This is a genomic window from Mesorhizobium sp. P2_C4 (assembly GCF_056404575.1).
This window is the reverse complement of sequence record NZ_JBFUDT010000005.1, coordinates 39,396-58,214: the sequence shown is the minus strand read 5'-3', so window position 1 is coordinate 58,214 and position 18,819 is coordinate 39,396. Positions and strand designations below refer to the sequence as shown.

Genomic DNA, 18,819 nt, shown 5'->3' with positions numbered 1-18,819 from the left:
ATGGCCATCCTCGCGCTCGCCAATGTCTCGAAACGCTTCGGCGCCCTGACCGTCGCCGACGCGGTTTCGTTCGAGCTTGGCGAGGGCGAGGCATTGGGCATCATCGGCCCGAACGGCGCCGGCAAATCGACGCTGTTCAACCTGATCACCGGCAACATTTCGGCCGATGCCGGTACCATCACCTTCGACGGAAGCGACGTGACAAGGCTGCCGCCGATGCAGCGCTGCCTTGCCGGCGTCGGCCGTTCTTTCCAGATCCCGCAACCCTTCGAGAAACTCACCGTGTTCGAGAACCTGCTGGTCGCCGGCGCCTTCGGCGCGCGTAAGAGCGAAGCCGAGGTCGGCGAGCGCTGTGCACAGATCCTGGTCGAGACCGGACTGATCGACCGCGCCAACCATCCCGCCGGGACTTTAAGCCTGTTGCAGCGCAAACGGCTGGAACTGGCGCGCGCGTTGGCGACCGAACCCAGGGTGCTGCTGCTCGACGAGATCGCCGGCGGCCTGACCGAGGGCGAATGCGGCATGCTGGTCGAAACCATTCGCGCCATTCACAGAGGCGGCATGTCGATCATCTGGATCGAGCATGTGCTGCATGCGTTGAACTCGGTGGTCGAGCGGCTGCTGGTGCTCAATTTCGGCAAGATCATCGGCATGGGCGCGCCGGATGCCGTCATGGCGTCACGCGAGGTCCGGGAAATCTATCTCGGGATCGAAGTCTGATGGCGCTGCTCGAGACCAAAAACCTCACTGCGCGCTATGGCGATTTCCAGGCGCTGTTCGGCGTCGACATCGCGCTCGACCAAGGCGAGACCATCGCCATCATCGGCGCCAACGGCGCCGGCAAGACGACGCTGATGCGCTCGATCGCGGGCATTCTCGCCAACCAGCCGGACGCGGTGCTGTTCGACGGCGAGAAGATCGGCGCCCTGCCCGCCCCCGACATCGTCGCGCGCGGCATCGCCATGGTGCCGGAGGGGCGAAAACTGTTCCCCTCGCTCAGCGTCGAGGAGAACCTGCTGATTGGCCGCTATGGCCGCGCGGTTGCCGGTCACTGGAGCCTTCAGACCGTCTATGAATTGTTCCCGATCCTGAAGGAGAGGCGCGCCAATCCGGGCACGGCATTGTCCGGCGGCCAACAGCAGATGGTGGCGATTGGCCGGGCGCTGATGTCCAACCCGCGCGTGCTTTTGTGCGACGAGATCAGCCTTGGCCTGGCGCCGGTGGTCATCAGAGATATCTACGCCGCCTTTCCCAGCATCCGCGCGGCCGGCGCCTCGATCATCATGGTCGAGCAGGACATCGGCCAGGCGCTGAAAGTGAGTGACCGCGTCTATTGCATGATGGAAGGCCGCATCACGCTCTCCGGCGCGCCATCGGCGCTGACGCGTGAGGATATTCACGCTGCGTATTTCGGGCATTGAGGGATGGCAATGGGAAACCATCTGCATAGTCCGCGCCCAGGCACCCCCCTCTGGCCTGCCGGCCATCTCCCCCTCAAGGGGGGAGATTGGATGTCGCTGCGGCCGTGGCCATTTCCAAACGTTAAAAGAGAGGCACGGCGGCCGAAGCTGCCAATCTCCCCCCTTGAGGGGGAGATGTCCGGCAGGACAGAGGGGGGCGCGAAGGAACTCGGCTTTGCCAATCGGCGATCGAGTCAAACGCCATGACCAGCGCCCTCGACACCATCATCCAGGGCATCCTGCTCGGCGGGCTCTATGCGCTGTTCGCGGCGGGCCTCAGCCTTGTCTTCGGTATCATGCGGCTGGTCAACCTGGCGCATGGCGACCTTATCGTGCTTGCCGCCTTCCTGATCCTGGTGCTGGTTTCGGCGCTCGGGCTCAATCCGTTCGTGGCAGCCCTTGTGGCGATGCCTGTGATGTTCGCCATCGGCTGGGCGCTGCAGTTCTATCTGCTCAACCGCACGCTCGGCGCCGACATCTTGCCGCCGCTGCTGGTCACCTTCGGCCTGTCGATCGTCATCCAGAACGGGCTGCTCGAAGGTTTTTCCGCCGACAGCCGGCGCATCCCGGTAGGCGGACTGGACTCCGCCTCGGTGGCGCTCGGGCCGATCAATGTCGGTGTCATGCCGCTATTTACGCTCGCCTCCGCCATCGGAGTGATCGTAGGTCTCAACCAGCTGTTCTACCGCACCGCGCTTGGCCGCGCCTTTCGCGCCACTTCGGACGATCCGGTCACCGCCGGGCTGATGGGCATCCAGCCGAAGCGCATTTTTGCCACAGCCACCGGCATCGCCATGGTGGTGGTGACGATCGCCGCGCTCTATCTCGGCACACGCGCCAATTTCGATCCGACCATCGGCCCGGCGCGACTGATCTATGCCTTCGAAGCGGTCATCATCGGCGGCCTCGGCTCGCTGTGGGGAACGCTGTTCGGCGGCATCGTCATCGGTGTCGCGCAGACCTTTGGTGCGGCGATCAACCCGGAATGGCAGATCCTCGCCGGACATCTGGCGTTTCTGGCAGTGCTGCTGGTGAAGCCGCGCGGCCTGTTTCCTCGGGCCGTGGATTGAGCGCGATGACCGACGCCTCCCTCACAGGCTGGAAAGTCGAAACGCGAACCAGGGCGTCGGCGACATTCGCCATTGTCGCCGCGTTGGTCATCCTCTTCGCCTTCGCCGCGCCACTGTTCGCCTCGCGCAGCGTGCTGCAGGACCTGTTCTTCATCCTGACCATGCTGGTGCTGGCGCAGAACTGGAACCTGCTCGCCGGCTATGCCGGGCTGGTCTCGGTGGGACAGCAGGCCTTTGTCGGCTTCGGCGCCTACGCCATGTTCGCGCTGGTCATCCTCGGGGGGCTCGACCCGCTGGCCGCGATCCTACTCGCCGGCGTCGCCAGCGCCTTGCTCGCCCTCCCCACCGCCTTCTTCCTGTTCCGTCTCCAAGGCGCCTATTTCGCCATCGGCAGCTGGGTCATCGCCGAAGTGGTGCGGCTGGGGCTGGCGCAGTGGAAGATGCTGGGCGGCGGCACTGGCACCTCTTTGCCGCGCGAGGCCACCCGCGACATGCCGGCGCTGAAGCTGGTCGGCGAGCTGTTCGGCGTCAAGTCGTCTGAAGCCGGCGACATCCTGACCTACTGGCTGGCGCTGCTCCTTGCCATTGCCACGATCGGCCTCGTCTACCGGCTGCTGCGCTCGAAACAGGGACTGGGGCTCGCCGCCGTGCGCGACAATCAGGAGGCAGCGCGCTCGGTCGGTGTCGACGCACGCCGCATGAAGACGCTGGTCTATTTGGCCGCCGCCTTCGGCACCGGGCTTGCCGGAGCGCTGATCTATGTGCAGAAGGCGCGCATCTCGCCAGACGCCGCCTTCTCCGTCGTCGACTGGACCGCTTACGTCATTTTCATCGTCGTCATCGGCGGCATCGGCACCATCGAGGGACCGATCGTCGGCGTCATCGTCTTTTACATCCTGCAAAACCTGCTTGCCGATTACGGTTCCTGGTATCTGCTGATCCTCGGACTGATCGGCATCGTCATCATGCTGTTTGCGCCGCGCGGCCTCTGGGGCCTGTTTGCCGAGCGCAGCGGCATCCAGCTTTTTCCGGTTCGCCGCCGATTGACCGGCGGGCCCCTACCATTAGCCAAAAAGGGAGAGCCGCATGGCTGACATTTCCACCGACGTGCTGACCATCGGTACCGGGCCTGCGGGCTCGGCGACAGCAGCGCTGCTTTCGACCTATGGCGTCGAGAACATGGTCATCAACCGCTATCGCTGGCTGGCCGCGACGCCGCGCGCGCACATCACCAATCAGCGCACCATGGAGGTGCTGCGCGACCTCGGCCAGGAGGTCGAGGCCGAAGCCTATATGCACGCCACCGAGCAGGATCTGATGGGCGAGAACGTGTTCTGCACCTCGCTGGCCGGCGAGGAAATCGGCCGCATGCGCAGCTGGGGCAAGCACCCGCTCAGCCGCGCCGAGCATCTCTTGTCCTCACCCTCGCATATGAACGATCTGCCGCAGACCTTCATGGAGCCGCTGCTGTTCAAGACGGCGTGTTCGCGCGGCACTCAATCGCGCATGTCGATGGAGTACGTCTCGCATGTCCAGGACGCCGATGGCGTCACCACCACCTGCCGCGACCGGCTGACCGGCAAGGACGTCACCATCCGCTCAAAATATCTGGTCGGCGCCGATGGCGGCAATTCGCTGGTTGCCGAACATGCCGGCCTGCCCTTCGAAGGCAAGATGGGTGTCGGCGGCTCGATGAACATCCTGTTCAAGGCGGACCTGTCCAAATACGTCGCCCATCGTCCGTCGGTGCTCTACTGGGTGGTGCAGCCGGGCGCCGATGTCGGCGGCATCGGCATGGGCCTGGTGCGCATGATCCGGCCGTGGAACGAATGGCTGATCGTCTGGGGTTACGACATCAACCAGCCGGCGCCCAAGGTCGACGACGCCTTCGCCAGAAAGGTGGCGCGCGATCTGGTCGGCGATCCCGAGCTCGATATCGACATCCAGTCGGTGTCGACCTGGACGGTCAACAACATGTACGCCACGCAGACCTCCAAAGGCCGCGTGTTCTGCATGGGCGATGCCATCCATCGCCATCCGCCGTCGAATGGTCTCGGCTCCAACACCTCGATCCAGGACGGCTTCAATCTCGCCTGGAAGCTTGCCTATGTGCTCAAGGGCAAGGCGGGCGAAAAACTGCTCGAAAGCTATTCGCAGGAGCGTGCACCGGTGGCTAAGCAGATCGTCACCCGCGCCAACAAGTCGATCGAAGAGTTTGGGCCGATCTTCAAGGCGCTCGGCCTGCTCGATTCCATCGACCCGGTGAAGATGCAGTCGAACATGGATGCGCGTTGCGACGACACACCTGCGGCCGAAGCACAGCGCGCCAAGATCCGCGAGACCATCGCCTCCAAGGTCTATGAATTCGATGCGCATGGCGTCGAGATGAACCAGCGCTATATCTCGAACGCCATCGTCGCCGACGGCCAGAAGGAGCCGGCCTTCGAGAAGGACGCCGAATTACACTATCAGCCGACCTCATGGCCGGGCGCGCGGCTGCCGCATGTCTGGGTGCATTCCGACAAGGGCGACAAGGTCTCCACCCTCGACCTGACCGGCCACGGCAAGTTCACCGTGCTGACCGGCATTGGCGGCCAAGGCTGGCTCGACGCGGCCAAGGCGATTGGCAAGGAGCTCGGTATCGACATCGCGGGCCATTTGATCGGCCCGCGCCAAAACTGGCAGGACTTTTCCGGCGACTGGGCGCGCGCCCGCGAGGTGCGCGACAGCGGCGTGCTGCTGGTGCGCCCGGACCAGCATGTCGGCTGGCGCAAGGACGCCATCCGCAGCGATCCTACGGCGGACCTGCGCAAAGCCCTGACGTCAATCCTGGACAGGTGAGAGATATGGAAGCGCACGAGAAAGGCTTCTTCACCGAAGCGAATTCGGTCGAGGTCGTCACCGGCCGCAACAAGAACGCCAAAGACGCGCGGCTGAAAGCGGTGATGGAGGTCATCACCCGAAAACTGCACGAGGCAGTCAAGGAGATCGAACCGACGCAGGACGAATGGTTCGAGGCGATCCAGTTCCTGACCCGGACCGGACAGCTGTGCACCGACTGGCGGCAGGAGTTCATCCTGCTTTCCGACGTTCTCGGCGTCTCGATGCTGGTCGACGCCATCAACAACCGCAAACCGTCGGGCGCCTCGGAATCGACGGTGCTCGGCCCCTTCCATCTCGCCGATGCGCCGGAGCTGCCGATGGGCGCCAATATCTGCCTCGACCAGAAGGGCGAGGACATGTTCATTCATGGCCGCATCCTCGATACCGAGGGCAGACCGATCGCCAATGCTGTGCTCGATGTCTGGCAGGCCAATGACGAGGGTTTCTACGACGTGCAGCAGAAGGGCATCCAGCCCGACTTCAACCTGCGCGGCGTGTTCCGCACCGGCGCCGACGGGCGCTACTGGTTTCGGGCGGTGAAGCCGAAATTCTACCCAATCCCCGACGATGGCACGGTCGGCAAATTGCTGCACGCGCTCGGCCGGCACCCCTACCGCCCTGCGCATCTGCACTACATCCTCAAGGCCGAAGGTTTCGAGACGCTGACCACCCACATTTTCGATCCCGACGATCCCTACATCAATTCGGACGCCGTGTTCGGGGTGAAGGAAAGCCTGTTGGCGGAATTCAAGCGCATCGACGATCTCTCACGCGCAAAAAAGCTCGAATTCGCCGGCCCGTTCTGGGAGGTCGAGCATGATTTCGTGCTGGCGAGAAGCTAGCCTGAGCGGCCGATAAGGCAAGGCATGCGGGTGGGCAAGAATCCGCCCTGCATGCATCCTCGGAACCCCAAAACATAGCGATTCTCTAGCTCGCCCGCTCCATTAGCCGGCGCTCATGTAAAGCCGTTTGTCAACATGTTTCGATGTCTACGGACCTGTACTTATAGGCAACTGAATCTTGCACGATCATTCGGTTACAGATCAGGCTGCGGATAGTCAGCGAGATGGCCAGAGCGATGAAAACCTATCGCGTCGAAGAAATCGAAAACGACATCGTTCTGGCGACGCACCTGATTGAAGCACCGATCCCCTTCGAAGCCGCCGAACGGGCGACAAGAAGAGAAGTCACCTTGAGACGAGGTGAGTCGCGTTGGATCAGAGTGACCGAAACCTCGATCAGGGCGAGCCAAACGACATCCAGGGAAAGAGTTTTCGAGTATGTCGCGATTGGCAGGGAACGGCCTTCGTAGGCTTCTCACCCAGCGCCGGCTCTAGCGGGCGAATATGCTCTTGATGCGTCACAAAGAGCCCGCCGGCGCTGACCAGCGGGCGAATGGAGGTTAGAGCCGCCAGGATCTAACCTGGCGTCAAAGCAACGAGCCGGCATGGATTTAGTTTCAACCTGAACACAAAAAGCCGCCCGACCATGGCAAACGAGGACTCTGCCCGTCACTGCGATCGCTTCGAACCGCCCGATTGTCATCGTCGGCCGGCAGCGCTTGATGGCAATCGCCCTCGCCTCTCACCGCCTCGTGAGGGTGGCGGATAGGGATGGCCCATGTGCAAAACGGCCGTTGGGAAAATACACCCAAAAAAAGTCACGTTGAAAACGCTCTGGCAAAACGCTCCGACCAGTGAAAAACCAGTCGATTCAAGCGCCTAGCCGGCAACCCATTCGCTGTCGTTCGTCCCGGGCCGAAGCTGTCAAAACCCCGGAAAACCGCCTTTTCCAAAGCTTTTCACGACCGCGAAGGCGCAGGCGCGGACCGTCGGCGCGGCATCCAAAGAGGTTCGAAACCGTCGCCTCAGCGACCCGGCAGGCAGCGTTGACAGCGCCCACCCCCAATGGATATTCGCTCAGTCGTGGGTCACGCCATAACCGTGGCTGTTGATGACGGGGCTGAGGGGTTTCGTAAACAATGGCATTGGCGGGGGCGCCGGACGGGCGGGCACTTACAAGTGTACCGCCCGCTCCTGGCAGCCAGCCTTTTCTCCCCCATGGGGAGCGGCCCCAAAATGCGATTATTTCTTCTGATTAGTCCGTGGACGCAGGTATCGCTGCTGTCACCATGGACAGCTTTTGGCGCTTGTCGAGCGTCGGCTTCTCGTAGATTTTCTTCGTCATCGTCCCCATGCCCAAAATGACCTGCCTGCCACTGTCGTCAGGACGGCAGCGTTGTCAAGTTATCGCTAAAATAGGTAATGGGTCAGTATGCGATGAGCTTCATGGATGATCTCTCCGCCGCCTCGCCAATCGCGTCCAGCTGACCAGCGACAGCCACAGGGCTTATCTGGAGGCTGTTGAAGGTGCATTCGGCGGCGACATCGACTACGCCATGCCGGTCAAGATTTACGGTACTTCGCCTGACAGCGCCAAGGGCCGCTACAGCCCCCCGAATGCACTGGCGCACGGAAAGAACGGATCGAAGGAAATCCAGACATCAAGCACGTCAGCACGTCGTTTGCGGAACGGCAGAACCTGACAATGCGGATGCATATGCGCCGGTTCACACGTCTGACAAACGGCTTTTCCAAGAAGGTGGAAATGCACGCCAATGTGGTTGCCCTGCATTTCATGTACTACAATTTTGTTCGCATCCATGCAACGTTGCGGCTGACACTGGCGATGGCTGCTGGCGTGACTGGCAAACTTTGCGAGATTGGCGACATTGTTGCGCTGGTGGAAGTGGAAGAGGCGAAGATTGACCGCAAGCGTGGGGCTTACAAGAAGCACGTTGCCGCCTAAACATTCGGGGGAAGCCAATGCAAATCACGGAAATATATGCTGACGAAGTTAGCGAGACGCACTTGCGCAATGTTCCGGTGAATCTTGCGGAACGCGACTTTGCCCCTCCATCTGCCCCCATAGGCGCTTCACCCGAAATGCCGATGACGACCGGTGTATTTCTTGAATTGCCGCCCGGATGGGACCCGCAATACCATGCGACGCCGCGCAGGCAATTGGTAGTGTTGCTCCAAGGTCACCTCAAAATCACGACCACCGACGGAACTTCAGCCGACTTTCGGCGGGGCGATGTTCTCTTGCTCAATGACAAAGGCAGCAAGGGCCACCGGTCGCTAGTCCAAGGTCAAGAGGCGGTTGGCCTGCTTCTAGTTGGCATCGCAGATTGATTCACATCGACAAAATTCAGACTGACCCACTACCCTAAAATATGAAGCGCTGCCTATGGTGTGCTGGGCGGTGGGTGCGCTGCTGCTCGGTCTGCTGGCCTTGCTGACGCGCGGCCGCAGGGTGACCCAAACGGTGCCGTAGGAGTCAGAAATCGAGCTGGCCGCCGGCTCAGCTGGCGACCGCGAGCGGCGCTTTCCTAGCGGCGGGCTGGCGGCGGCGCAGGCGGCGCTTGGCGGCGAGCTTGAGCGCTACCGGTGGTTCGTTGGACAGCGCGCCGAGCGCTGCGTCGACCATGTCATGGGCGACGAAATCGGCATTGAGGTCGCCGGCCAGTTTGGCGGCAGCCTCCTTGTCGTCATTGCCGGTCTCCGACCAGAACACGATGCCGACCCTGAGCGCTGGCCGGGCGCGCTTCAACCGGCGCACCAGAAAGCGGGCGTGCTTGACGGAATCGCGGTTGAGGAAGCCAACCACGACAGTATCGACGGCCCCGAGTTCGAGGCCGCGAATGCTTGCCGCTTCGATGTCGGCAAAGCTCGCCTTCGCGGCCGTCGCCCCTTGCACTTCGAGCACCTGCGCCAGCATGGCGGCGGCGGCATCGTCGAGTTCGCCGCGGCCGCCGGCACACAGCACCGACATGCCGGTGCCGTCAGGCAGGTCGGTGTCGTCCTCGCCATCTTCCGCCGCCTCTTTTGCCGTGTCGACTTTGGCGCCATCGGCCGGCTCGTCGTCCTCGTCCGCCTCCTCCTGTGCGCTGTCGTCGAGGTTGGCTACCAGGGTCAGCGCGCTGGCCGCGACCTGCCGCCTCTGCTGGTCGCCCATGACGCCGCGCACGCGGTCCTGCTCGCCGAGCAGCAAAGCGGGAATGGCGACCTTGTCGTAGAACTCGACCAGGTATTTTTCCTCCAGCATTTCTTCGGCGTGGTCGGTGGCTTCATCGGGATCGCCAGCCAGCAGCCGCTGGTAGAGCCTGGCATGCGGTTCGAGCACCGGCTCGTTGCCGAACAGCACGTCGAGGAATTCGAACTGCGGCACGTGCCGGCCGAGCACGACGAGACAGACGGTGAGCGGCGTCGACAGGACCAGGCCGAGCGGCCCCCACAGCCAGGTCCAGAAGATCGCCGCGACGATGATGGCGAGCGGCGACAGCCCGGTGCGCGAGCCGTAGAGCCAGGGTTCGATGACGTTGCCGGTGACCAACTCCATGACCACGAACAGCCCGGCGGTCCAAAGCAGCAGCGACCAGCCGGGCGCGACGGCCAGCGCCAGGAACAGCGGCAGCAGCGCACCGATGACCGGGCCGATATAGGGAACGAACCGCAGCGCCAGCGCCAGCAACCCCCACAGCAGCGCATTGGGAATGCCGAGAACCCACAGCCCGATGGCAATCGGTATGGCGTAGACGGTGTTCACGATCAGCTGCATGATCAGATACTGCCCAACCCGCTGGCCGGCATCCTGCAGCGCCTGGGTGGTGCGATGCAGATCGCCATAGCCGACGAGGCGGATGAAGCGATCGCGCAGATCTTCCCGTTCCAGCAGCATGAAGATGACGACGATGATGATCAGGCCGGCCGAGGCCAGAGGGCTTATCAGCGGGCCGATCAGGTTCTGCAGAACCTGCAGCGGCCGTTCCCGCGCGACGATCTCGACCGGCACCGGCTCGCGCTTGGGCTTGTCGGCGGCAGGCGGCGACGGATCCTGCTGGTCGATCTCCTGGCCGACGCGCTCGATCACCCGGCTCAACCTGGCAATGATGCCGCCCTCGACGCCGGTTTGCTTGAGCGAATGGATCTTGGTCAGGATGTTGGTCTGGTAGGCCGGGATGTTCTGCGCCAGTTCGCTGACCTGCGTGGCGACAATGAAGGAGAACAGGGCCAGTGCCGCGAAGGCGCCAAACACGCTGACGATGACGGCAGGAAGACGGGGAATGCCGACACGCTTCAGCGCCGACACCAGGGGGGCGAGCGCGAAGGTCAACAGCAGCGCGATGGCGATCGGCAGGAACACCTCACGCCCGAAATACAGTGCTGCCACCGCCGTCACGATCGTGGCGACCGTCGGCAACGAGGTGCGCGGATGAACGTTGGCGGCGGACAGAATGCCAGCTAGCCCTGAAACCGACGGCTGCGTGCCGTTTCGACGATTTGCCGCCACTCGCGATCTCCCCTGCCAGCCGCCATGATCGGGTATATTTAGCTGGCGTGCAACTTGGTGCGGCTGGCGAATTGGGAGCGCACCTCTTGCTTCGACCCCTGTGGGGGAGGTCGGCACAAAATCGCATGGCAATCCGGGTCAGGGGTGAGCTTCCGCCAGGCTGGAAGGCTGCTCAGCGTGCTTGACCGTGCCGGCATCAGGAGGATAAGCCCGGCGCTGTTGATGACCACCCAATGAAAGATCCGACATGACAGACGCGATCGTGAAAGACAGCAATGGCGCGCAGTTGCACGAGGGCGATTCCGTGACCCTGATCAAGGATTTGAAGGTCAAGGGCACATCGGAGACGATCAAGCGCGGCACGCTGGTAAAGAACATCCGCCTCACCGGCAACCCCGGCGAAATCGAGTGCAGCACCAAGCAGGTCAAGGGCCTGGTGCTGAAAACCGAGTTCCTGAAGAAGGCGTGAGTGCGCTGGCGCTGAAGCTGCCGATCTCCCCCTCGTGGGGGAGATTGGCTGTCATCACCCCGCCCAATCTCCCTCTATGTTGCACCGCGATAGATTTGTTGCATTGCGATATCGGCCCGTAGGGTCGAGTCTTTGCATCGGGCGGGCTGTCAACGGCTACGGCCCCACGCGTCCATCCCGGCGCGCAGGGACGCCGCAGCACGTGTGATCCCGGCGAGATTGTTACGGCGTCTCGCCAGCCGGACCTTCGGTTCGGGATCATGCGACAGGACAAGGTTTTACCATGTCAGCATCGTTCCGGCCCGATATCGAAGGATTGCGCGCACTGGCGGTGGCCGGTGTGATCGCCTTCCATTTCGAGCTGACCGCGCTGCCTGGCGGCTTTGTCGGCGTCGATATCTTCTTCGTCATCTCGGGCTATCTGATCACCAAACACCTGCTGGCCGAGATCGGCGAGACCGGACGGCTGAACCTGTGGCGCTTCTATGCCCGCCGCGCCCGGCGGCTGCTGCCGGCGTCGCTGTTCGTCATCCTCGCCACGCTGGTGGCCGGAGCGGTGATCCTGTCGCCGGAGGAGCAGTCGCTCTATTCCAAGGGCGCCATGTACGCCTCGGCCTATGCGATCAATTTGTGGCTGATCCGCTGGTCGTTCGACTATTTCGCCGCCGACGCCACCAGCAACCCGTTCATCCATTTCTGGTCGCTGTCGGTCGAGGAGCAGTTTTATCTCGCCTGGCCGGCACTGCTGATGCTGGCGGCGTGGCTGCGCCCGGGCAAGCGCGGCGCCATGCTGGCGATCGGCCTCACCGGCCTGGTCTCCTTCGCCGTCTGCGCCTGGCTGACATCCGTGGCGCAACCCTGGGCCTTCTATTTCTCACCGCTGCGCGCCTGGGAATTCGCCGCCGGCGGGTTGGCGACCATGGCGCCGGTGACATTCTGGCGGGAGCGCCCACGCCTCGGCGCCGCAATGGCGTGGCTCGGGCTGGCGCTGGTTGCGATTGCCTATCTCTCTTTCAGCGAGGACGCCCCCTTCCCCGGTATGCTGGCGCTGGTGCCGGTGGCCGGTACCGTCCTTGTGCTGTTGGCGGGAGCGGCCGGCGTCAGGAATGGCCTCAGTGCCATCCTGGCGCTGCCGCCCTTGCAGTGGGTCGGCAAGCTCTCCTACTCGCTCTATCTCTGGCACTGGCCGGTGATCGTCTATGCCGCGACGATGGTGCCCGAGCTTTCGCCACTGCAGCGACTCGGCTGTATGGCGCTGACACTGGCGCTATCGCTCTTCACCTACCACTTCATCGAGAACCCGATCCGCCGCAACCGCTGGCTGATGGCCAATGCGGCGCGGGCGCTGGTGCCGGCTGTGCTGCTGACCGGCACCGGCGTCGCAGCCGCCTACGCCAATGCGCACTTCGCAGTCAGTGAGCTCGACCCGCAGCAACGCAGCATCGCCGCCAGTGCGGCGCGCCCCTCCACCGCCCGCAAGGCCGGCTGCGTTCTCAGCTATGAGTCGGTGACGCCAAAGCCCTGCATGTTCGGGACCCAAACCGCCGGGCATACGATTGCGCTGTTTGGCGACTCGCATGCCGACCAGTGGTCGACGCCGCTGATCGAAGCGGCTGAGAAGAACGACGCCAGGGTCGTCACCTGGCTCAAATCCTCCTGCCGGGCCTCGCGGATGACGGTCTGGGTGAGCAAGCTGAAACGCGACTACACCGAGTGCGATCAGTGGCGCGAGCGATCGATCAGGCAGATCATTGCCGCGCGGCCGAGCCTGGTGGTGATTTCGGAGATCGCGCAGACGAGTTTGCGCAAGATGTCGGCCGGCATGCAGGCGCCCGACAGCCAGGATGCCGACTCGCGTGCCGGGCTGCGCTCGACGATTGCCGCGTTCAGCCATGCCGGACTGAAGGTCGCTTTCATCCGCGACGTGCCCTTCAACGACGAGCATGTCGACACCTGCGTGGCGCGCGCGCTATGGCGCGGGCAGAGGCCGTCACTGTGCGACCAGAAGCGGACCGACGCCGCCAACGACACCGACGCGGCGATAGAGCGCAACATCGTGCGCGCCATTCCAGGCGCCAGCTACATCGACATGACCAACCAGTTCTGCGACGCCAAAACCTGCCATGTGTTCATCGGCGGCCAGCTCGCCTATCGCGACAGGCATCATCTGGCGACACCGTTTGCGGAATCGCTGGAGCCGGCGGTGGAACGGGCGCTGTTTTAGGGGGGTGAAATGAGAACAGCGGGGGCGCTGGCGGCCTGACCTTTCTCCTTGAGGGAGAGGTCACATTGCTCTGATCCGTCCCCTCCCGGATCGGGGCAAATGCGGGTGAGAGGTGCTCTCCAGGCTGGAACACCTCTCACCCGGCTCCTGCCTGTCGGCGGCCGAACGCCAAGCCGGAGAACCCACACCGAGGAGCCTATGCGCCGGTTTCCTTCGTCACCTTCACCTCAACGGTCATCCCCAGGAAACTCGAGGTACTGCCGGAGTAGCTTCCGGCGCCTTGCCGAGAGACGGCTCCATCATTGCATGCTGGGCGAAAGCGCGATGACGATCGGATGGTCGCTGAGCGTAATTTCGAGCGAACGCAAATTGCCCAGTGTTTGGACAGGCTCAACGCCAATTGTTGGATCGTAGGTTGTTACCGACGCGCGCGTGTCGCCAAAATGGACCGTCACGCGGTCTTGGCCGCTCAACCGTTCGTCCCACACGACAAGTTGGAACGTGCCGTCGCTGTGCTGCAGGAGCAGATCATGAACGGTCTCGGGTTGGTCGGCGATCGTGAAGTCGAGCTGGCCGGGTTTGGCGAGGATAGCTTTGTCCGCCAAAATCGTCGTAAGGTTGTGAAGGTAGATCGCCGCCTTGCGGGGTGAATAATCCGCCTTGTAGAAGCCGAAAGATTGGTTGTCGCCTTCGTCGGTACGGTCCCGCAACAGATAGACCGATGTGTAGGCGTAGCCGCGCTTGAACTGCGCGAGGTACAAGCTCATCAAATTCAAGCCGTGCATTTGTTCCGTGACCGCACCTCCGATCGTGGTCCCGGTCTCGGTCGTGACACGCGGCAGCGTATCGAGTTGCTCCTGGGTGTAGCCCCGAAACCCTCTCGCCCACGTGACGCCGAAGTTGCCGAATAGCCCGTCCACTCTGGATGCGGCGGTTGGATCGGCAGCGTGCCACGTCTTGTTGTCGGCCGGATACGGCGAATGTGAGTGATAGATGTAGTTGTGCACATTGGCGTAGTCGGCATACTTCGTTCCGTCTGGCATCCGGGTTCCAGCGCCGGGCGGGATCGTAAGGAACTGAAGGCCGACATTGTCTCGCTGCGCGCCGGGTTCCGAGATCGACCAGACAGGATACTTCGCAAGCACCGGATCACTTTTGACGGTTTGGTAGAGATCGCGCTGAAGCTTTGCGACGGCCATCCACGAGCGCTCGCTGCCGCCACCTTTCTCGCCCTGATAGGTGACACCCCAGTTGTTCGGCTCGTTGTTGCCCTCAAACGCGAGCAGCGCGCCGGCTTCAGCAAGCACCTTGCCTGTTTCGACCAGCTTCTTCACATCAGTCCCACCACTGACCAATCCCCAATTCAGCCGCACGCCGGTTTCGCGATGCAGATCGAGAAAGGTTTGGATGGTTGTGGGGCCGTTGTCGCTCAGACCTTCTATTCCCGCCCTCACCCATCGAAAGCCGCAATAGCGCACCATCTCGATCGTCCTCGCCAACGGCTGGCCTCGATCGGGGAATGTGGTAACGACGCCGATGCTGTTGAGAAAGTCGTTCGTCGCAATGGCGGTTTGGGGCGCTGCAAGCGAATGGCCAGGTGCTATGGGCACCATAGCCATCGCCAACCAAGCGACGACAAGGGAGCTAAACATTTTGGAAGGCGTGATCATCGCCTGGGGCTTCAAGCCTCTCTAACCCACATCTCACCATGGCGCATAAGCCGGTGCTCGCGAAAGCTCACCTTCTGGCTATGGCGATAAACGGTGGTGTGCTTGACTGAAAAAAACGGCATCGGCTTCCGTGGGCAAATTGGCCTGCGGCGCAGTCATATAGTGTTTTTGGGCGTGCGTCCGATGGCATGTTTGGAGGGCTTGCGCGGGGTGTTTGCGATGCGGGCGACCCTAGCGATCGGATGGCGCAGGCGCCGTTCCCAAGGTCAGCTACGTCGACAGCTTGTATGACTCCAAGCTAATATGCTAGTCTGCATGATGCGCGGACTGCTGGCACTTATCATGCTGGTATTGGCGGCTACAAGACTAGCCGCAGGTGAGTTGTTGTTCGACTCTATCGCGGCCGGCAACAAGGCCGCCGTCGAGCAAGCCCTGGCAGGCGGTGCCGACGTCGACAGCCGGGCACGCGACCAGGCAACCCTCCTCATCGCTGCAGCGCTCGACAACCAGCCGGAAATCGCCGAATTCCTGCTGAGCAAGGGTGCCGACGTTATGGCGCGTAACTCGGGCGGCTTTACCCCGCTTCATGCGGCGGCCTTTTCGGGAAGCCTGCCGATCGCCAAGCTGCTGCTGGAAAAAGGCGCGGTGCTCGACGATGCCGCCAACAAGGCGGGCGCTACGCCGTTGTTGGTGGCCGGCGAGGAAAACCACGTCGAACTGGCCGAATTCCTTATTGCGAAAGGTGCGGATGTGAACCATCCCGAGGGTCATGGCTACATGCCGACAACGCGCGCATTCTGGAAGGGCAACACGGATATCTTACGACTGTTCAAACGCCATGGTGCTACCTGCCAAGCCAAAATCCTTGGCGAGGCGAACGCGGCGAAGTGCGCAGAAATCCACGATTAACGGAGGATGCAGATGAGCACGATGATCAAGTCACGGCTGGTACGGAATTTGGAGGCGGCTGCCCTGGTCGCGGTAGCTGCAATCGCCGGCGCGGGATCGGCCCGGGCCGACGATTCGGTAAACACCGGCTATTTCGGCGGTGTGGCGATCATGGGCTACGACACGGTCGCTTACTTCACTGACGGCAAGGCCGTGAAGGGCTCCGAAGAGTTCACTTATGACTGGCTGGGGACACCCTGGCATTTCGCCAGCAAGAAACACCAGGAAATGTTCATGAGCGAACCGGTCAAGTACGCTCCTCAATATGGCGGCTACTGTGCTGGCGAAGTCGTGGGCGGAGGGGTCACGGTCAATGTCGATCCTGAGGCATTCAAGATTATCGACGGCAAGCTCTACCTGATCTACGACGTCGGTAATGCGGACGATTTCGCCGCGCATGCAGCTGAAAATATCCCGAAAGCCGATGCCAACTGGCCGAAGGTCGCGGCCAATTTGGAGCTCGACAAGTATCACTGAGACCAGGTTCGCCTACTGGACGACGGTGAAGTGAAACACCTTACTTGTATTGGCATAGGAGTAGCCTTTGCCGGCCGCGTCATTGCGTCTGTAGACGGGACCACAGTCGGGTCGCCCGAACAGGTTCTCGCTCTGCTCGCACAAGAGATCGCCATCGACGTAGACGGTCTCGGTGACCAGCCGCGTCGTAGAGCGGAAAGCCGCCTTGCCGTCGTTCCCGATCTGAAGGAAGGCTGGTTGGAGACCGGGTTCGATCTGGCCTTGCAGTGTATGACCAAGGACAAGGGACGCGATCTCAGCACCCTTCAACTGGTCGTGTTCGTCCGGGGTAAAGCCGAAGCGCCATTGGGGTAGGCCTGCCTGGCGCAATGCGGCGACGAGAATCGCCAGATCCTGCGGGCTTCGTAAATGTGCATGGGTCATCTCCCACCCAGCCAAGGAGTCCACGTAGCTGGACCCTGCTACGAGGCGGAGCCCATCGGCGATTGCGGCTTTCGCGTCCGGTAGACGGCCGCCGCGGACATACGCCGCAGCGAGCGTAAACCGAAAGTTGCCAACCGTGGACGCATCGTCGCGTGTGTGCTCGAGAGTCTCGATCGCTTTCTCGACATTCCCCTGGAGCAGAAAAACCAGCCCAGCAGTTTCCCGGTTGATGGGTGAAAGGTTGGGGTCGAGCCTGAGCGCGGTCTCGACTGCGGTGGCTGCCTCGGCATAGTTGCCGGCGTATAACTGAACATATCCAAGGGCTGCTTGCGCCTCTGCATCGCCCGGACCGATTGAAACAGCCTTCTTGGCAGAGGCAATCGCATCTTCGTAGCGGCGATTTACGACTTGCATGATACCGAGAATTGCATAGGGCGATGAAAGGTCCGGGTCGAGTTCCAAAGCTCGGCTCGCCTTCTCATAGGCTCTCTTGCGCGCGGGTGCGCTCTGGATGATGTCGTTGAAGGCCTCACGCCAGATATAGACTGTCGTGCGCGCGTCGGCCGCAAAGGCTTCTGCGAAAGCGGAGTCGAGCCCCTCCGCCTTTTCATAGAGCGCAAGCGCCTCCCGCAGCCCGGCCTGCAGGACGCTGCGTGACGCCGTCTCGGCTTGTAGATAGTAATCGTAGGCTTCGAGGTTTTCGGTTGGCGGGCGCGCCATGCGCTCGCTTTCCGCTGCCGAAGGTTGCATGCCAAGCGCCTTGGCGATCTCCCGGCTCATCTCGTCCTGGACACTGAACACACCAGCCATGCCACGGTCGAACCGGTTGGCCCACAGATTATCGCCGCTTGCTGTGTCGATGAGCTGGGCATTGACGCGGATCTGCTCGCCGGTGCGGCGGACGCTGCCTTCGACGACGAAGCGGACACCAAGGTCGCGCGCGACATCGGCCAGCGCAGCAGGCCTATTCTTGTAGGCGAAGACGGAATTGCGGGCGATGATGTCCAGACCGGAAAGCTTGGTGAGGTCGGTGATCAGATCTTCGGTGATGCCGTCGGCAAAATAGTCCTGGCTCGGATCACCCCCGAGGTTTGTAAACGGCAGCACGGCAACCGATGGTCGCGATGGCGCTGAGAACTTCTGCCACGCAAAAATGCCGGCAATCGCGGCAATCGCCAGGGCTGCGGCGCCTGCCAGGATCATGACGCGCGGGCCCGGCCGGTGTGGCGCGGCTGTGACCTTTCCCGAGGCCGCGGGATCCAGCAGCAGCCGATAGGCACGAACCGGATCGGCGATGTTCTTGAGACGCTGCTCGCCAAGACTGGCAAAGCCGACATCAACCTTGTGGACGGCATGATCGAATGCGGTTCCGGAGATGCAGACTCCGCCTGGCTCGGCCATGGCCTCCAGGCGAGCGGCGATGTTCACGCCATCGCCGTAGATGTCATTTTCCTCGACGATGACATCGCCAAGATTGACGCCGATGCGAAACCGGATCTGCCGGGCATCAGCGGTGCCTTTATTGCGATCGGCCATCCGGCGTTGGATCATGGCAGCACATTGGACGGCATCGACGACGCTGGCGAACTCGACCAGCGCGCCGTCGCCCATGAGCTTGATAATGCGACCGTGGAATTCCTTGATCGCAGGGTCGACCAGTTCGCGACGGCAACCCTTCAATCGTTCGAGCGTACCGACCTCGTCCTCGCCCATGAGCGTGCTGTATCCGACCACATCGGCAGCAAGTATCGCGGTAAGCCTTCGCTCCATACCTGCCTGCGCCCTCCCCGGTCGATCAAGCGGCTTCGCTGCAGCCTATTCTAGTCCCGCGTCGGACGCGAGT

15 protein-coding genes and 1 pseudogene are annotated in these 18,819 nt (G+C 62.3%); 13 read left to right on the top strand and 3 right to left on the bottom strand.

Features of this window, described 5'->3' with window-relative positions; genetic code table 11:
• From AC1DX6_RS20410 to AC1DX6_RS20370, 9 genes and pseudogenes are all read left to right on the top strand, one after another.
• Nucleotides 1-720, top strand: a complete 720-nt coding sequence (locus tag AC1DX6_RS20410) for an ABC transporter ATP-binding protein (protein ID WP_477316615.1) — start codon at nucleotides 1-3, stop codon at nucleotides 718-720.
• A complete protein-coding gene (locus AC1DX6_RS20405) occupies nucleotides 720-1,421 on the top strand; it encodes an ABC transporter ATP-binding protein (RefSeq protein WP_477316613.1) in 702 nt (233 codons plus the stop codon). The genes AC1DX6_RS20410 and AC1DX6_RS20405 overlap by 1 nt, the downstream gene beginning before the upstream one ends.
• A gap of 242 nt (nucleotides 1,422-1,663) precedes the next feature.
• Nucleotides 1,664-2,530, top strand: a complete 867-nt coding sequence (locus AC1DX6_RS20400) for a branched-chain amino acid ABC transporter permease (RefSeq protein ID WP_477316611.1) — start codon at nucleotides 1,664-1,666, stop codon at nucleotides 2,528-2,530.
• 5 nt (nucleotides 2,531-2,535) lie between these two features.
• Nucleotides 2,536-3,624: a branched-chain amino acid ABC transporter permease gene (locus AC1DX6_RS20395; protein ID WP_477316609.1), complete on the top strand. Its 1,089-nt coding sequence runs from the start codon at nucleotides 2,536-2,538 to the stop codon at nucleotides 3,622-3,624.
• The gene (locus AC1DX6_RS20390; protein ID WP_477316607.1) at nucleotides 3,617-5,371 is read left to right on the top strand and encodes an FAD-dependent oxidoreductase; all 1,755 of its coding nucleotides are present in this window, start codon (nucleotides 3,617-3,619) and stop codon (nucleotides 5,369-5,371) included. Before AC1DX6_RS20395 ends, AC1DX6_RS20390 begins: the two co-directional genes overlap by 8 nt.
• Nucleotides 5,372-5,376: 5 nt before the next feature.
• The gene (locus AC1DX6_RS20385; protein ID WP_477316605.1) at nucleotides 5,377-6,255 is read left to right on the top strand and encodes an intradiol ring-cleavage dioxygenase; all 879 of its coding nucleotides are present in this window, start codon (nucleotides 5,377-5,379) and stop codon (nucleotides 6,253-6,255) included.
• Between the two features lie 236 nt (nucleotides 6,256-6,491).
• Nucleotides 6,492-6,725 (top strand): hypothetical protein, encoded by a 234-nt coding sequence (locus AC1DX6_RS20380; RefSeq protein ID WP_477316603.1) that lies wholly within the window; start codon nucleotides 6,492-6,494, stop codon nucleotides 6,723-6,725.
• 958 nt (nucleotides 6,726-7,683) lie between these two features.
• Nucleotides 7,684-8,221: pseudogene (locus AC1DX6_RS20375) on the top strand (IS1 family transposase); the annotation flags it as partial.
• Between the two features lie 17 nt (nucleotides 8,222-8,238).
• A complete protein-coding gene (locus tag AC1DX6_RS20370; RefSeq protein ID WP_477316601.1) occupies nucleotides 8,239-8,607 on the top strand; it encodes a cupin domain-containing protein in 369 nt (122 codons plus the stop codon).
• A 169-nt stretch (nucleotides 8,608-8,776) separates the two neighbouring features.
• Here the strand turns inward: AC1DX6_RS20370 and AC1DX6_RS20365 are convergent, their stop codons facing one another.
• The gene (locus AC1DX6_RS20365) at nucleotides 8,777-10,765 is read right to left on the bottom strand and encodes an AI-2E family transporter (RefSeq protein WP_477316599.1); all 1,989 of its coding nucleotides are present in this window, start codon (nucleotides 10,763-10,765) and stop codon (nucleotides 8,777-8,779) included.
• 247 nt (nucleotides 10,766-11,012) lie between these two features.
• On the opposite strand from AC1DX6_RS20365, the gene AC1DX6_RS20360 reads away from it, so the two are divergent.
• Nucleotides 11,013-11,234, top strand: a complete 222-nt coding sequence (locus AC1DX6_RS20360) for an alkylphosphonate utilization protein (protein WP_477242115.1) — start codon at nucleotides 11,013-11,015, stop codon at nucleotides 11,232-11,234.
• Between the two features lie 283 nt (nucleotides 11,235-11,517).
• Nucleotides 11,518-13,458, top strand: a complete 1,941-nt coding sequence (locus AC1DX6_RS20355; RefSeq protein ID WP_477316597.1) for an acyltransferase family protein — start codon at nucleotides 11,518-11,520, stop codon at nucleotides 13,456-13,458.
• 299 nt (nucleotides 13,459-13,757) lie between these two features.
• Here the strand turns inward: AC1DX6_RS20355 and AC1DX6_RS20350 are convergent, their stop codons facing one another.
• Nucleotides 13,758-15,128 (bottom strand): glycosyl hydrolase, encoded by a 1,371-nt coding sequence (locus tag AC1DX6_RS20350; RefSeq protein ID WP_477316595.1) that lies wholly within the window; start codon nucleotides 15,126-15,128, stop codon nucleotides 13,758-13,760.
• A 318-nt stretch (nucleotides 15,129-15,446) separates the two neighbouring features.
• Here AC1DX6_RS20350 and AC1DX6_RS20345 point away from each other — a divergent pair, with 318 nt between their 5' ends.
• Together AC1DX6_RS20345 and AC1DX6_RS20340 are read left to right on the top strand one after the other, a co-directional pair.
• Nucleotides 15,447-16,037, top strand: a complete 591-nt coding sequence (locus tag AC1DX6_RS20345; RefSeq protein ID WP_477317138.1) for an ankyrin repeat domain-containing protein — start codon at nucleotides 15,447-15,449, stop codon at nucleotides 16,035-16,037.
• 12 nt (nucleotides 16,038-16,049) lie between these two features.
• Nucleotides 16,050-16,553: a YHS domain-containing (seleno)protein gene (locus AC1DX6_RS20340; protein ID WP_477316593.1), complete on the top strand. Its 504-nt coding sequence runs from the start codon at nucleotides 16,050-16,052 to the stop codon at nucleotides 16,551-16,553.
• Nucleotides 16,554-16,565: 12 nt separating this feature from the next.
• On the opposite strand, the gene AC1DX6_RS20335 is transcribed toward AC1DX6_RS20340, so the two are convergent.
• A complete protein-coding gene (locus AC1DX6_RS20335; protein WP_477316591.1) occupies nucleotides 16,566-18,746 on the bottom strand; it encodes an adenylate/guanylate cyclase domain-containing protein in 2,181 nt (726 codons plus the stop codon).
• Nucleotides 18,747-18,819 lie beyond the last annotated feature (73 nt).